This is a genomic window from Wolbachia endosymbiont (group B) of Limnophora tigrina, from assembly GCF_964263235.1.
Taxonomy (GTDB): Bacteria; Pseudomonadota; Alphaproteobacteria; order Rickettsiales; family Anaplasmataceae; genus Wolbachia.
This window is the reverse complement of the sequence record NZ_OZ181655.1, coordinates 1069881-1084532: the sequence shown is the minus strand read 5'-3', so window position 1 is coordinate 1084532 and position 14652 is coordinate 1069881. Positions and strand designations below refer to the sequence as shown.

10 protein-coding genes and 4 pseudogenes are annotated in these 14652 nt (G+C 34.3%); 12 read left to right on the top strand and 2 right to left on the bottom strand.

All coding sequences use genetic code 11. The annotated features are described in order from the left end of the window. Positions 1-231 (top strand): hypothetical protein, encoded by a 231-nt coding sequence (locus ACE38O_RS05395; RefSeq protein WP_374698510.1) that lies wholly within the window; start codon positions 1-3, stop codon positions 229-231. On the opposite strand, the gene ACE38O_RS05390 is transcribed toward ACE38O_RS05395, so the two are convergent. Continuing rightward, positions 224-1399 (bottom strand): aspartate aminotransferase family protein, encoded by a 1176-nt coding sequence (locus tag ACE38O_RS05390; protein ID WP_374698509.1) that lies wholly within the window; start codon positions 1397-1399, stop codon positions 224-226. The genes ACE38O_RS05395 and ACE38O_RS05390 overlap by 8 nt on opposite strands. Before the next feature lie 65 nt (positions 1400-1464). On the opposite strand from ACE38O_RS05390, the gene ACE38O_RS05385 reads away from it, so the two are divergent. Beyond that, on the top strand, positions 1465-2892 hold the full coding sequence (locus tag ACE38O_RS05385; RefSeq protein WP_374699095.1) for a sensor histidine kinase: 1428 nt from the start codon (positions 1465-1467) through the stop codon (positions 2890-2892). 262 nt (positions 2893-3154) lie between these two features. Here the strand turns inward: ACE38O_RS05385 and ACE38O_RS05380 are convergent. Next, positions 3155-4106 (bottom strand): annotated as a pseudogene (locus ACE38O_RS05380) (IS110 family transposase). Positions 4107-4531: 425 nt separating this feature from the next. Between ACE38O_RS05380 and ACE38O_RS05375 the strand changes: the two are divergent. The 10 genes and pseudogenes from ACE38O_RS05375 to ACE38O_RS05330 all read left to right on the top strand — a co-directional run. Beyond that, positions 4532-5112, top strand: a pseudogene (locus ACE38O_RS05375) (winged helix-turn-helix domain-containing protein); the annotation flags it as partial. A gap of 469 nt (positions 5113-5581) precedes the next feature. Then, positions 5582-6769: an MFS transporter gene (locus ACE38O_RS05370; protein WP_374698508.1), complete on the top strand. Its 1188-nt coding sequence runs from the start codon at positions 5582-5584 to the stop codon at positions 6767-6769. Positions 6770-6829: 60 nt separating this feature from the next. Next, the gene (locus tag ACE38O_RS05365) at positions 6830-7135 is read left to right on the top strand and encodes an integration host factor subunit alpha (protein WP_341811964.1); all 306 of its coding nucleotides are present in this window, start codon (positions 6830-6832) and stop codon (positions 7133-7135) included. Next, on the top strand, positions 7135-7470 hold the full coding sequence (locus ACE38O_RS05360; RefSeq protein WP_265033447.1) for a MerR family transcriptional regulator: 336 nt from the start codon (positions 7135-7137) through the stop codon (positions 7468-7470). Before ACE38O_RS05365 ends, ACE38O_RS05360 begins: the two co-directional genes overlap by 1 nt. 53 nt (positions 7471-7523) lie before the next feature. Continuing rightward, complete coding sequence (locus ACE38O_RS05355; protein WP_253310003.1) at positions 7524-8129, top strand: murein hydrolase activator EnvC family protein; 606 nt, start codon at positions 7524-7526, stop codon at positions 8127-8129. Between the two features lie 12 nt (positions 8130-8141). After that, positions 8142-10583 carry a leucine--tRNA ligase gene (gene leuS, locus ACE38O_RS05350; RefSeq protein WP_374698507.1) on the top strand — a complete coding sequence of 814 codons (2442 nt, stop codon included), beginning with the start codon at positions 8142-8144 and terminating at the stop codon, positions 10581-10583. A gap of 266 nt (positions 10584-10849) precedes the next feature. Then, on the top strand, positions 10850-11056 hold the full coding sequence (locus ACE38O_RS05345) for a transposase DNA-binding-containing protein (protein ID WP_374698260.1): 207 nt from the start codon (positions 10850-10852) through the stop codon (positions 11054-11056). A gap of 342 nt (positions 11057-11398) precedes the next feature. Beyond that, positions 11399-12487, top strand: a pseudogene (locus ACE38O_RS05340) (IS481 family transposase). Between the two features lie 36 nt (positions 12488-12523). Then, positions 12524-13180, top strand: a pseudogene (locus ACE38O_RS05335) (alanine:cation symporter family protein); the annotation flags it as partial. A 2-nt stretch (positions 13181-13182) separates the two neighbouring features. Then, positions 13183-14649, top strand: a complete 1467-nt coding sequence (locus ACE38O_RS05330; protein WP_374698506.1) for an alanine/glycine:cation symporter family protein — start codon at positions 13183-13185, stop codon at positions 14647-14649. The last annotated feature ends 3 nt before the right edge of the window (positions 14650-14652 follow it).

Genomic DNA, 14652 nt, shown 5'->3' with positions numbered 1-14652 from the left:
TTGTCTGTCACATTAAATCTTATCTTTTACATCTTCTGTATTCCAAAAAGCACCTTACAATCATTTATATTTGAGGATGCAACAAAGTTTGACTCACTAAGTGATATAAATGGACTTACATTGATAAAAGAGCAAGATAAGGTAAAATGCATGAATGAAGTAGCTACTGACTTGTCCGCAGTTTTAGTACAGCCAACAATTAGCGAGCAGGAAGGTTTAGTCTTTAACTAGAAGATTTCTCAGATAAGTATTGTCTAAGAATCTCAATTCCTTCATCAATCTCTTTTTCAGTGATAATTAGTGGAGGTAAAATTCTCACAATGTTATCTGATGTTACCCCAACAGTAAGCAAGCCGCGGTAACTTAATTCTTTTGCAAACTTTTGATTGTCTGCTTTCACCTTTATTCCAAGCATTAACCCTTTCCCTCTCACTTCTTCTATTATTGGAAATTTACTTGCTAAGTCTTCTAATTTATTTTTTAAATACTTACCTCTAATTTCAACATTTTTCAAAAAGCCAGGACTGAGCAATTCTTCGAGCACAGCATTACCTACTGAGGTTGCAAGCGGATTGCCACCAAAAGTGGAACCGTGCATACCGACCGCCATATACTTAGCAGCCCTTTCAGTTGCAAGACAAGCCCCTAGCGGAAAGCCTCCTCCTATTCCCTTTGCAAGAGCACATATATCAGGTTCCACTCCTATATGTTCGTATGCGAATAATTTTCCTGTCCTACCAGCACCGCATTGTACGCAATCAAAAAATAACAATATGTCATTTTCATCACACAGCTTTCTTAGTTCTTTCATAAAGACTTCATTCATTACTTTGATACCACCTTGCCCTTGTATTGGTTCTATTAATATAACGCCTATACCACTTGAAATTGCTTTCTTTACACTCTCAATATTGGGCTCGATATTATCACACCAATCAATACAGGGACTCAGTAATTCAGAAAATTTCTGTTTATCGTTTGCAGCACAAGTTAGGAAGGTTCTTCCATGAAATGCACCATGGAATGTTAAAATTCTGTGACGGTTTTTATTGCCTTTTCCGTTTTGATAGACCCTAGCAATCTTAAGCCCACATTCTACTGCCTCTGATCCAGAATTTGAGAAAAATACAGTGTCAGCGAAACTGTTGTTTATTAATTTTTCTGCAAAATTATTGGCAGCAGGTATATTATAGGTATTTGATATATGCCATAATTCTTCTCCTTGCAATTTTAGAGCACTAATTAATCGCGAATTGGTGTGACCTAAGCTACTAACGGCTATTCCAGAGTGAAAATCTACGTAGCGCTTACCGTCAATATCATACAAGTAAATACCTTTACCATAAGAAAAATTTATGTTAACAGGAGAATAAACTGGCAAAATAGGAGAAATTGTCATAAAATATTATATGCTAAATTTTATTATTAATAACATAAAAACCTTTGTTTCACAATAAGAAGGATATGTATAAGCTAGGTAAATCAATGTTCTCTGCGCTGGAGAAAAACAAATACACAAAAGTTATTGCATTACTCTCATCGATCTTTATGATTTTATTTAGTGTGATATATTGTAATTATTTACTAAGGAGTAATTTCCTTTCTTCTTACCGTGATTCAAGTGTAAACTTAAAAAGTATACTGGAAAATGGCATAATAAAAAAATACCATTATTTACTAATAGAAAAGCATCACATTAAATACAAAAATTTTGACTACATAAACCAACTGGTAAAACTGCGTGCTGAATTATTACAATCAGTGAGCAAAGTAAAGGATTTCAGCTTAATACTGTATGATCAAAACAGCAGAATAATATTCAGTAATTTTAACACTCAAGATTATGATTATGAACAGTTACTTACAAACGATGAAATTGATGAACTATTAAGTAACCAAGAAATATTTTATACTACAGGAAATACATTAACTTCTATTTTTCCTATATTCCATGAAAATAGCGTTAAACCGTCGTTTTTTTTGAAGATTCTTCGAAACTACAATAATTCTTATGTTATAGCATATGGCCTATTTTTAACATTTTTGGGCTTATTATTAATAATTTTAATATTAATAATGTTCTATTTGCAATTTTCTAATACCCAAATGCTAGCCAAGCAACATAAAACTAACATTGAATTACAGCAGATAAAAGAGGCATTAGAGCAAGAAAATGCAAATAAGCTAAAATTTTTTGCAAGCGTTACACATGAATTACGCACACCTCTTAATGCTATTATTGGATTTGCGGAGTTGATCAAAAATGAAACTTTAGGTTCAATGGATAACTCTCAATACAAGGAGTATGCAGACGATATATATAATGCAGGAACACACTTACTTACCTTAATTAATGATGTGTTAGATTTTTCAAAAGCTGAATCAAGTAGTTTAACAGTAGAAAAAGTGAAGTTTAACCTGAACAAAATAATAGATTCATGCGTAAATATGCTATTACCTAAATTAAAAGAAGCCGGGATTAATTTAAAAAAAGAGATGACTAATAAACAATTATTAGTCATTGCAGATCCTAAGAGAATGAAACAAGTTATAATAAATTTATTATCAAACTCAATCAAGTTTACTCCCAAAGATGGTTTAATAAGGATGGTGATAAAAGAAAATATAGAAAAAAACTTATTAACTATTGAGTTTCATGACAATGGAATAGGAATAATGCAGCAGGATATATATAAAGTTATGTCTGTTTTTGGCCAAGCAGATTCGGGATATAGAAATGAAGGTACGGGCATCGGATTACCGCTAAGCAAGAAATTAGTAGAGTTAATGGGTGGAACTTTCGACATTAAAAGTGAAGCAAAACTTGGTACTACGATAACATTGAACTTCTTTTATGAAGAACAAACATGTGAAGATTCGATTGATTTTTAATAGGATCTATTTGATATGGTCTTGAAAACCACACTTTATCAAAAGCAGCAAGCCGAGAAGGTAGATATCAACTATGTTTTTTAAAAATTTTTTATTGTGCAATTTTGCAACTTCATATGGGCAATAAAAACCCGTTTGTCATAGAAATAGAATTTATATCAAACAGCTACTACCTGCTTAAGCCAATGAATATGTGAATAAGTACTTTAAGTCTGTGTGGACGTACTTATTCACAACATTCATTAACTCATTTCAGTTACTGCTATGTAAATTTTAAAATATTCACATTGACTGCTTCTTTAAGTCTTGCATTAGCAATTACTATAATTTTACGCATTAGAGCTGTTATAGCCACCATCTTCTTCTTACCACTTTCAATAAGCTTAGAATAAAAGGCACCAAGTACAGATTTGAGCAGCCATGGCAGCTGTAAAGAGCTTTGAACGAACGTTACTTCTCCCACCTATAATCCTTCGGTAGCCAATAGCTTTACCACTTTCCTTAGGATGAGGTGCAACACCTGCAAGGCTTGCAATTTGCCTTTTATTTAAAGAACCAAGTTCCGGTATGAGACACAATAAACATTGAGAGGTTTTTCTACCTATTCCAGGGACTGTTTCAAGAATTTTTTGGCATCGTTGCAATTCAGGATTTTCGTTGACTATTTTTTGTATAGCTTGATCAAGCTTTTCTACCTGGTTGTTGAGGAATTCAATAGCTTGTTGACAACTTTCCTTAATGTAATCATTTCCAGGAGTTTTTAACCTATTCTTCTCTTGAACAAGCATTTTCGTAATATCGTCACGACGCTGGCAAAGTGCAAACAAGGTAGTTTGTTCTTTTGAGATAGGTGTAAATAGCTGCAGATGTCTACAACGCTCAGAACCATATTGGGCAAGCGCTTTTGCATCCAGACTGTCAGTCTTTGCCAAAGTTCCATGAGATAGAATGAAGTTTTTAACTTGACGAGTATTAGCACGATGCACAGCAATGTTTCTATCAATAAGAAAATACAATAAGCCAAGCTCATAACCTCCTGTAGCTTCTAAAATTACCATGGAATTGGGTAAGATATTTGAAAATTTTTGGTAGAATTGTTTCCAACCAGCACAATTATTGTCAAATTTGATGATACCTTTTTGTTCATTAACTGCAGTAACAAATTCAAATTTTCCTATATCAATGCCAATAAAATTTTGATAAGATGTAACCATAAAAAACCTCGAGAGTTTAAGTTAAAATTTAAGATTGTAAACGGGTGCATATATATGTCCCAAACAACTATTCAAACGTCTCGAAGGATAGACCTTGATATCTACGTATGTTATAATACTAACGTCTTACGGTCGCTCAAGCCTGCGATAACCACATTTTTATAAGGTTATCTTCCTTCTTGCTTCTTTTATATCATATTTCCAACTTACAACCGTCTGGCTAGTCAACAAGAAAATTATAAAAATTGAATCTCAAGCTGTATTGTAAAATCAAAAAATACTTCTAACTGTGTAGCGGTATACAGATTATAGTTAGTGGATATGTTGATAAGTAAATTAGTTATACCAATTCCCGCTATACAAGTAACGGATAGACAATAATGGAAAAAAAGCCATACTGGAGTAAGTAAAATAGCGAGGTTTAAATGGCATTAAGATCAAAATTATTGGATGAAAAAGTGAGCAAAAGAAATGCTGAAGAAAGTAAGAAACAACGCATATGTTGCAAAAAAACTAAATGCTGTAATTGCAGCAAAAAAGCATAGTATAACAGCCGTAGCAAAAATATGTTGCATTTCAAGAAAGGCACTTACTGCATGACCTAAAATTTGGCAGAGAAGAAAAATTATTTGCTCCACCTCAACGCCGTAGAAAAACTATATTGAACCAAAGCCAACTTGAACAAGTTGAGGTGTGGATAGAGGAAAACCCCAATATTACTATAAAAGAAATGAAAATAAGAATTCAGGAAAGGTTTGGTTTAGCAAGTCTACAGTACACCGTAATATGCAAAGAATGAAATTCTCATATATCACACCAAGACCAGTGCATAACGGACAAGATAAAAGTAAACAAGAGGAGTTTAAAAAAAAATCTTAATGAAACTATTGTCATGTATCCTGGAAAAGAGCTGTTTTTCTTCGATGAATCGCGGTTTGGCACACATTCAAAGATTGGACACGGGTGGTTTAAAAAAGGCATTAGGACACAGGTTAAGGTAAAACTACTATAAGGACTATCTTGTACGTTGGGATCAGCTCCCTGATCTAACAAGCATTGGACTAGTGGTGCACATGCAGCACTTTTCCTGCATTGAATGGCAATGTGCAGTAGCGTTGTTTCTACTTCATAACCATCATCTAATTTGAATCTGAAGTTTGAATTAAATTCACTATTTTTCCATTCTTCATATACATTATTAAGTTCTTCTCTCAGCTAATTTTTTATTTCATCATAAATCTCAATAGAATCACCCTTACCAGAATCAATGGCGTCACTTATTCTTGCTAGTATATTGTCAAACTTTTTGAATTGAGATTTATCTTGTGGTGCCATATTACCAACCTCTAGAATAAAATTATTTAATTGTACAATAAAGCTAAAGGAAGTCAAGTCCAGCACTTATTCAGGAAACAATAGCTTAAAAAGAGACTTAGTGTTAAATTTCTAATAGATTACTTATAAAAATAAATCTTATGGAAAGCAGAGCTAAGGCTTGGTTCATTTGGCTGATCAGTAACTTGGTTGTTATATTCAGCAATATTCAGATAGTTTATGCTTTTATAAGTATGAATCTTGAAAAAGAACTTGGACTTACAATCGCGCAAGTTGCGCTAGCTAATTCAGCATACACTTGGACTTTTGCCATCTTACAATTTTTTAGTGGGGCAACGTTTAATGTTTTTTCCAGTAAAAAAATTTATTTTTTCTCATTATCAACTATGATCTTGGGGTTTTTTGTCCTTATTAATAGTGACAATTTTTCCCATTTGATTTTGTCTCAAGTGTTGATTGCAACTGGAGCATCATTTGGTTTTATTGGTGCTGCTCATACAAGTAGCATATGTTTTTCCGCTGCCCAATTTGGACTAATGTTTTCACTAGTGCAGACAATTTCAAGCCTTTCTGCACTGATAATTCAAATATTGTTCTCTAGCTTGCTTGCCGAAGGTGCAGATTGGAAGAATATGATTATATGCATAATACTATTTGGTGTGTTGATATTTGTACTTACACTCTTTTGTCCAAACACACTTCCAGAAAGCAGTTCAGAAGAATGCACAATACAAAACTCTATAAGAACAGTAATGTGCTCTGTACTCACAGTGCTAAAATTAAGAGATATCTGGATAACTTCAGTGGTGGGTGCTATTACTTTTGGAACATTTTTAGCACTGAGCACCCTGTGGGCTCCAAGGTTACTGGGCAACTCAGAACTCAATACAATGGAGTCAGGTATAGCAACCGCAATACTATGGCTTGGTCTTGCAGTTGGTGCTCCAATTGCAGATCGAATCTCAAACTTATTTAAAAATAGGAAATATGTAATTTCTGCTTTTGCTTTATTGCAAGGCGTCTCAATTGTTATTTTACTATGCAGCCATTTAACAGTCCACGTTGTGTACTTTTGTATGTTAATGTTCGGGTTTTTTGCGGGAGGACATATGCTTAATTTTACTGTCGGCAGCGAGATTGTGAAACGAAAATACATTAGCACATCATCATCCATTATCAATGGGTTTATGTTTATTGTCAGCGGAATTATAGTGTCAATGCTAGCACTTTTTACAGATCATCAAATGGCGCTTTTTGCAATATTTGTAATGTTGGCAGTTGCTAGTATTTTAAATTATGCTACAGAAGAGACATACCCTAAAAAATAAAGTAGCTGAATCTCGAGTCGATTGCTATATTATATTTACGTATTGTAATATTTATCAATAATGGATCACGTTACAACAAAAGACACAACAGTAACTAAGGCAACGATAGCTGAAAATATAAACCAAGAAATAGGATTATCAAAGGAAGACTCTGCTTCGATAATAGATGATATATTGAACGAAATAAAGACAAGCTTGGCAAAGGATGGAATAGTAAAAATATCGTCATTTGGAACATTCTTGGTTAAGAAAAAGAAGGAAAGACCAGGAAATATACCAAATACATCAGAGAAAGTGATGATTCAGGCAAGAAATTCAATTTCTTTTAGGCCTTCAAAAATTATAAAAAAATTAATCAATAATTAATGAATAAGGAAAAATTATTTTATACGATTGGGGAAGTAGCTGAAGAGCTACATTTGGAACAGCATGTTTTAAGATTTTGGGAAGGTCAATTTCATCAAATTAAGCCTACAAAGCGTAAAGGAAGAAGGCTATATGATCGTAAGTGTATAGAGGCCATAAAGAAAGTAAAATACATGCTATATGATAAAGGATATACAATAAAAGGAGTGCAAAAAGAATTTGGTAATGATATAAAAGTCAATCGTGATCCAAAGAATTTGTTGCAAGAACTTACCGATTTGAGGGATTATTTAACTAGTAAAATAAATAACGAGGAAAGTAACGAACAGGCGTGAAACACTACGTCTCGCTAAAATTTTGGAGTTTTGTGAGAGTTGATATATCTAAAATGTGGCATATAGCTTCATTTCTTATATTATTAGCAATATTAATAGGCTGTGGCCTGCAAAAACCTGCACCTGTGCTGCTTAAAGGCGAAGAATTTTACGGAAAAAGAGAGCTAGAATATACAAGAGAGTACCATTTAATTAGGGAGCCTTTAATAAAAAAAGAAAATAGAAAAGCCATCATAAATAGGATATACAAAGATAACAATAATGCACAAAATGTGGGGGTAAATTGCAAATTTGTAATGCCAGTTAAAGGTACAGTTATTTCAGCTACCTCTTCTGATGAAATGTGTAAGGATGGCATAAAAATTGCTGCTCAAAATGGAACGAATGTAGTTGCCTCTGCACCCGGCAAAGTGGTATATGTAGGCAAAGGGCTGAGATGGTATGGAAATTTAATTATAGTAGAACACAAAGATAATTACATGACTGTGTACTCCTATTTAAAAAACATACATGTTGAAATTGGTGATAAAGTAAAGCAAGGTCAAGTGATTGGATCTGCAGGTAAATCAAGCACACAAGATAAAGATCCACAGATGTGTTTCACAATACGGCATAATGGCCAAGCGGTTGATCCTTTGATGCATGTGAACTGTAATTGAATTTGGATTTATATGAAATATGATTTTAAAAGTGTTGAAAAATTTTATCAAGATAAATGGGATTTTTCTGTAAGCAAGAATAGTGAACAAGAGAAATGTTACGTATTGGAGATGTTTCCATATCCATCCGGTAAAATTCATATGGGGCACTTACGTAACTATGCAATAGGGGATGTGATAGCGCGTTACAAGAGAGCTCGTGGATTTGAGGTTTTGCATCCAATTGGCTGGGATGCGTTTGGATTACCAGCTGAAAATGCAGCAAGGGACAATAATATTAGCCCTGAAACATGGACAAAAGAGAATATAGATAATATGCGTACACAGTTGAAATCTATAGGTCTTTCTTATAATTGGGAGCGTGAACTCTCCACATGTGAGCCTGATTACTACAAACACGAACAAAAATTTTTCCTGGATTTTTTAAAGCATGGGCTTGCCTATCGAAAAGAGTCATGGGTTAACTGGGATCCAGTGGACCAAACAGTGCTTGCAAATGAACAGGTGGTTGATGGAAAAGGGTGGCGATCAGGTGCAGTTGTTGAAAAACGTAAGTTGTCCCAATGGTTTTTAAAGATTACTGATTTCGCTGAAGACTTACTCAAATGCCTGCAAAGTTTGAAAAATTGGCCAGAAAAAGTCAAAACAATGCAGGAGCGTTGGATAGGAAAATCTGAAGGAGCAACTATAGAGTTTGAAGTAGTTGGCTTAAATAAGAAATTGAAGGTTTTTACAACTTATCCTCATACTTTATTTGGGGCTTCTTTTTGTGCAGTGGCAGCAGAGCACCCTATTGTGCAGGATTTAAAAAACAAGGAAATACAGGACTTTATCGATAACATAAAAACAAATGGGAAGAATGATGAAAAAATTGGAATTTACACCGGATTAAACGTCAAACATCCATTTCTTGATAAGGAATTGCCACTTTACATAGCGAATTTTGTGTTGATGGAATATGGAGAAGGCGCGATTTTTGGTTGCCCTGCACATGATCAGCGTGATTTTGAATTTGCGCAGAAATATAATTTGCCGATAATTCCCGTAATTCGTGAAGAGGGTGCACAAACTATAGAGACCTTGAAGGTCGTTGATGGGATAATGTTTAACTCTGAGTTCTTAAACGGATTAACGGTAAGTAGAGCAAAGGAAGTAATCATTAAAAAGCTCAAAGAAAAAGGGATAGGTGAGAAAACAACAAACTATCGTTTACATGATTGGGGAATTTCGAGACAACGTTATTGGGGATGCCCTATACCTATCATATATTGCAAAGACTGTGGAACTATGCAAGTTCCAGAAAAAGACCTTCCTGTGGTTCTACCAACGGATATAAAATTTACAAGTGGTGGTAATCCGCTTGACAAACACCCAACTTGGAAATTTGTTGATTGTCCAAAGTGTGGAAAGCAAGCAGAGCGTGAAACTGATACATTCGACACTTTTTTTGAATCTTCTTGGTATTTTGCTGCATTTTGTAGTGAAAATAAATCAATAGACAAAGATGCATGTAATCGTTTTATGCCTGTTGATTATTATATAGGTGGAATAGAGCATGCGATTCTGCATTTGCTTTATTCAAGATTTTTCTGCCGTGCTTTAACCAAATGTGGCTATTTTGCTATTAAAGAGCCTTTCTCTACTTTAATCACTCAAGGAATGGTTTGCCATGTAACTTACAAAGATGAAAATGGCAAATGGTTGTTTCCTGAAGAAGCAAAAGAATTGATGGCACAGGGTGTTAAGGTTCAAGTTGGGAAAGTCGAGAAGATGAGCAAATCGAAAAAGAACACAGTTGATCCAAATTTTATCATAGAAAAGTACGGTGCTGATACTGCTCGCTTATTCGTGTTGTCTGACACTCCTCCAGAAAAAGATATGGAATGGTCTGATGATGGTGTGGAAGGTTGTTTTCGCTATATAAATAAATTGTGGCGTATGGTAATGCAGCTAAGGCCTGTGAATATACACTATAATAATGAAGGCGTTACGGGTAAACTTCTAGGATATAGAAAAAAAATCCATAAACTCTTACACGGACTTACAGATGACTTGGAAAACTGCAGATTAAACTGTGTAGTGGCAAAATTTCGTGAGATGACGAATTTAATAGCTGAAATAGATGTAAAAACTGGAAAATCTCTTATTGATGAAGGTATATGTATATTAATCAGAGTAATCGAACCATTCATACCACATCTAGCTGAAAGCCTATGGCAAGAAATAGGAGGTCAACCTTGGCCAAAAGCTGATGAATCATTATTAGTTGACGATACGGTAACTATAGCAGTGCAAATCAATGGAAAATTACGCACAACAATAAAGGTAGCAATTAACTTACCTCAAGAAGAATTGAAGAAAATAGCGATAGACTCTGTGTCCAGTAAGATCGATCAAAGCAAAGTTCGCACTGTATATGCTGTACCAAATAAGATAGTAAATATAGTTATATAAAAAATCCGAGTGTATCTGTTCAGGCAATGGCGTCAACTTAAGGGAAAATATCAGTGATAGTGTATAAAATTTCTCTCTAAAATTTTTACCATTAAATTACCCAAAAGCTGCAATAAACAGCACTTTTGTTTCTGTTTTATAGTATTTTCAAAAGCGAATGATAAAGGTATAATATATTTTTTTAAAGTAGGGAAAGCGATGGTATATAGTGCTTACTTTTACCCACAAATGTAAAAAGTGAGTAAGCTAAATAATTTAGGATCAAAATGATAGAAACAAGTACAAGCGTGCAATATACAGATGGCTTAGGGGATAAATGGCTGGAAAGAGAGTTAAAACACATTAATTTGGGAGATATAAGGCTTAATAAAAGACTTATAAAAACAAGTTATTGCATAGAGGGTAAGGCATCTGGTTCAATTAATCAAAGTTGTAGTGGGTGGAAAGAAGCTAAGGGTGCATATAAGCAATGAAAAGCTTGAAGATAAGGAAATTTATTCTTCCCATTATAAAGAAACTAAGGAAAGAATAAAAGGAAACCAGTTGGTCTTTTCAGTTCAAGATACAAGTTATTTGGATTTTGACTCTCATATAAAGACCAAGAGACTAGGCAGTATTTCTAAAGCTTATACAAAGCATAAAATGGGTTTACTGTTGCATAGTGCCTTAATAGTCAGCAAAGGTATCCGTTCAGGGGTATGGTTTAAGAAACAATAGATAGGAGATTGTGAAAGGGATTAAGTGTATTAAATAGGACTTGATCTGACACTTAAAATAAGTAAGTTATAAAATAATAAAAGAAAGGAGTGTTAGAAATGAGTACAATACAAACAAAAATACTAAAACCAAAGCTAGGGTTATTAGAGCTAGCAAAACAACTAGGAAATGTATCTCAAGCATGCAAAGTGATGGGATACTCAAGAGATACATTTTATCGGTTTAAGGAGTTATATGAAAATGGAGGAGAGGAAGCATTACATGAAATAAGTAAGAAAAAACCGCTATTAGCGAACAGAGTTTCCGACGATATAGAAAGAGCAGTGATTGGTATAGCAACAGAATTTCCAGCATATGGGCAAGAAAGAGCTGCAAATGAACTGAGAAAAAGAGGTATAATAATTTCTCAGGGAGGAGTAAGGTCTGTATGGCTAAGAAATGACCTTGAAACTCTCAAAAAGAGACTTAAAGCGCTAGAGACAAAAGTAGCTTAAGAAGGAATCATTTTAACTGAAGAACAACTTACAGCTTTAGAAAAAGTTAAAGAACAAAGGGAAGCTCATGGTGAAATTGAGACACAACATCCAGGTTATTTGGGTTCTCAAGATACCTATTATGTGGGCAATATCAAAGGTATAGGGCTAATTTATCAGCAGACTTTTGTTGATACTTATTCGAGAGTTGCAATGGTTAAACTTTACACGGACAGAACAGCTATTACAGCTGCAGACCTCCTCAACGATAGAGTTATTCCATTTTTTGATGAGCAGAAAATTCCATTATTACACATTCTAACTGATAGGGGTACAGAGTATTGTGGCAAGCCAGAAAATCACGCTTATCAGTTATATTTGGGAATCGAAAATATCGATCATTCTAGAACCAAAGCCAACTCTCCACAAACCAATGGCATATGTGAAAGATTTCATAGAACCATGCAAGATGAGTGTTACAATATTATCTTTAGAAAGAAAATCTACAATTCTTTGGAAGATCTACAGATTGATGTTGATTATTGGTTGCGTTCTTATAATGAGACAAGGCCTCACTCGGGTAAGTATTGCTATGGCAAAACACCTATGCAAACGTTTTTTGATAGTAAATATATTGCTTTTCAGAAAAACATTAGTAGCATTAAACAAGAGCCTGATATTAGTTTTGACTACCTCAATTCTTCTGTCAGTTAATTCTTGTCTGTCACATTAAATCTTGTCTTTTACAATTTAATTTATGTAAACAGAAGTAATTTGCTGAATGTTCTATCCATAATATTCCAAGACATCTTCAATAAATCAGCTATAGGAGGCGGAGTATTGAGCGGATTAATAGCCGGAGTGAGAAGATCAGTGTTTGCTAACGAAGCAGGTACCGGAACAGCAGCTATAGCACATTCAGCTGTAAAAGAAAAAGATCCAATTAAAGTTGGATGCGTTGCAATGATTGCACCACTTATAGACACAATATTAATCTCATTTTTGACTGGTATTGTGATAATTATCACTGGTATGCATAGCACTGATAACGTGGGTGATATTACATTAATTAGCTCGGTATTTTCAACAGCTTTGCCCTTGTTCAGCAAGTTAGTTTTTCCGCTAATGATGTTTTCCTTTGCATTTTCTACAATAATAGCTTATTGTTACTACTGTGAAGTTGCTCTGCTGTATTTATTTGGTAATAAAAAAATACTGATACCGTTCCAAATCCTTATAGTGGTTTCAGTGTATATTAGTTGTATGTCAAAAAATATAGAATTTATATCTTACCTAGGCGACAGTTTGTTCATGTGCCTTATGATTCCAAATGCTGTTGCAATATATCTACTAAGAAGGGAAGTTTTGAATACAATAGATTCTTATTACAATTCTAAAGGGTATTAAACATGATTTATAGATTGCTTTGTATGGTGTTATTTTGCCTATTGTTTAATGATGTGTACGCTGCTTCAGGTTTTTATGAAAGTTATGATGCTGTGTTGAATGGAATAAATAACTTCATGAATGAAGTGCTGTTTTTCAAAATCCTTTACGTGCCATTTATAATCTTTCTACTAGCTTTTGGTTATGTGTTTCTAACATTACGTTTTGGATTTCTCAACATAAGAATGTTTAAGCATGCGTTTGCTATTTTATGTGGAAAATATGACACGAATCACCATGATGGTCATATTACGCATTTTCAGGCATTTATGACTGCACTTTCAAGCACAGTAGGCCTTGGAACTGCTGCTGGAGTCGCAATTGCAGTTTCAATGGGAGGGCCAGGAGCGGTGCCTTGGATGATGATTACAGGTTTTTTTGGTATGTCAGCAAAATTTGCGGAAGTGACTTTAGCATTTAGACATAGAACAGAAGATCAGGAGCAATTGTTTAGTGGTCCCTTTCAGTATATAAGGAATGGTCTGGAGGAATTTGGATTTAAAAAACTTGGTATTGTTTTAGCTGCAATATATGCAGTATTCTTTGTATTATCAGGTCTTGGTGGAAGTGTAGCGTTTCAAACCAACCAAATGGTTTCAATATTATCTGGCTATTCAAGTTGGGTAGATGGTCACTCTTGGTTTCTTTCTTCCATAATCTCTGCGCTGCTTGCTCTAGTGATTATTGGCGGAATTAAAAGGATAGCTAGAGTATCTTCTGCACTAGTGCCTATTATGTCACTCATATATATATGTAGCTGCCTTGTTATTATTGGATTTAATATCCACAATCTTGGTCACACATTTAAGATATTATTTTCCAGCATGATAGATTTTAATGCTGTTGGCGGAGGGATGGTAGGAGCATTTGTTGCTGGAATTCAAAGAGCAATTTTTGCCAGCGAAGCTGGTGTTGGCTCTGCTGCAATTACTCATGCAACAACTAAAGATGAAGAACCAGTAAGAACTGGCCTAGTCGCTATGATAGAACCATGCTTTGACACAATGTTAATTTGCTGTTTAACAGGAATAACAATAGTAATAACAGGTGCATACCAGACTAGTGTTGGTGAAGGGATATTAATCACTCAAAAAGCATTTGAGACAGTTTCTCCGTGGTTTCCTATACTTCTAACAATAGCTGCACCTTTGTTTGCATTTTCTTCAGTAATTTCGTTTGTATATTGTTGTGAAATGGGGTGGCTATATTTATTCGGTGCAAAAAGTATAGTGATATACCGCATAGCAGTAATAATTGTAGCGTTTTTTTCTGGTCTTTCTAAAGATATAATGGCTATTGCCAATATCGGTGGAACTTTGTTCTCTTGTTTAGCTCTCATCAACATGACAGCGCTTATACTGTTTAGTAATCAGATTAACGATGAAGTTCAGTGCTACCTAAAAAGGCTGAGAAATAATAAAATTAATTAAATT

Bases quoted from the DNA above. Each gene is read 5' to 3' on its own strand.
- ACE38O_RS05360 (WP_265033447.1), top strand. From the start codon at position 7,135: ATGAATAAGGAAAAATTATTTTATACGATTGGGGAAGTAGCTGAAGAG.
- ACE38O_RS05385 (WP_374699095.1), top strand. From the start codon at position 1,465: ATGTATAAGCTAGGTAAATCAATGTTCTCTGCGCTGGAGAAAAACAAA.
- ACE38O_RS05390 (WP_374698509.1), bottom strand. From the start codon at position 1,399: ATGACAATTTCTCCTATTTTGCCAGTTTATTCTCCTGTTAACATAAAT.
- ACE38O_RS05365 (WP_341811964.1), top strand. From the start codon at position 6,830: ATGGATCACGTTACAACAAAAGACACAACAGTAACTAAGGCAACGATA.
- leuS (WP_374698507.1), top strand. From the start codon at position 8,142: ATGAAATATGATTTTAAAAGTGTTGAAAAATTTTATCAAGATAAATGG.
- ACE38O_RS05355 (WP_253310003.1), top strand. From the start codon at position 7,524: ATGTGGCATATAGCTTCATTTCTTATATTATTAGCAATATTAATAGGC.
- ACE38O_RS05330 (WP_374698506.1), top strand. From the start codon at position 13,183: ATGATTTATAGATTGCTTTGTATGGTGTTATTTTGCCTATTGTTTAAT.
- ACE38O_RS05370 (WP_374698508.1), top strand. From the start codon at position 5,582: ATGGAAAGCAGAGCTAAGGCTTGGTTCATTTGGCTGATCAGTAACTTG.
- ACE38O_RS05345 (WP_374698260.1), top strand. From the start codon at position 10,850: ATGATAGAAACAAGTACAAGCGTGCAATATACAGATGGCTTAGGGGAT.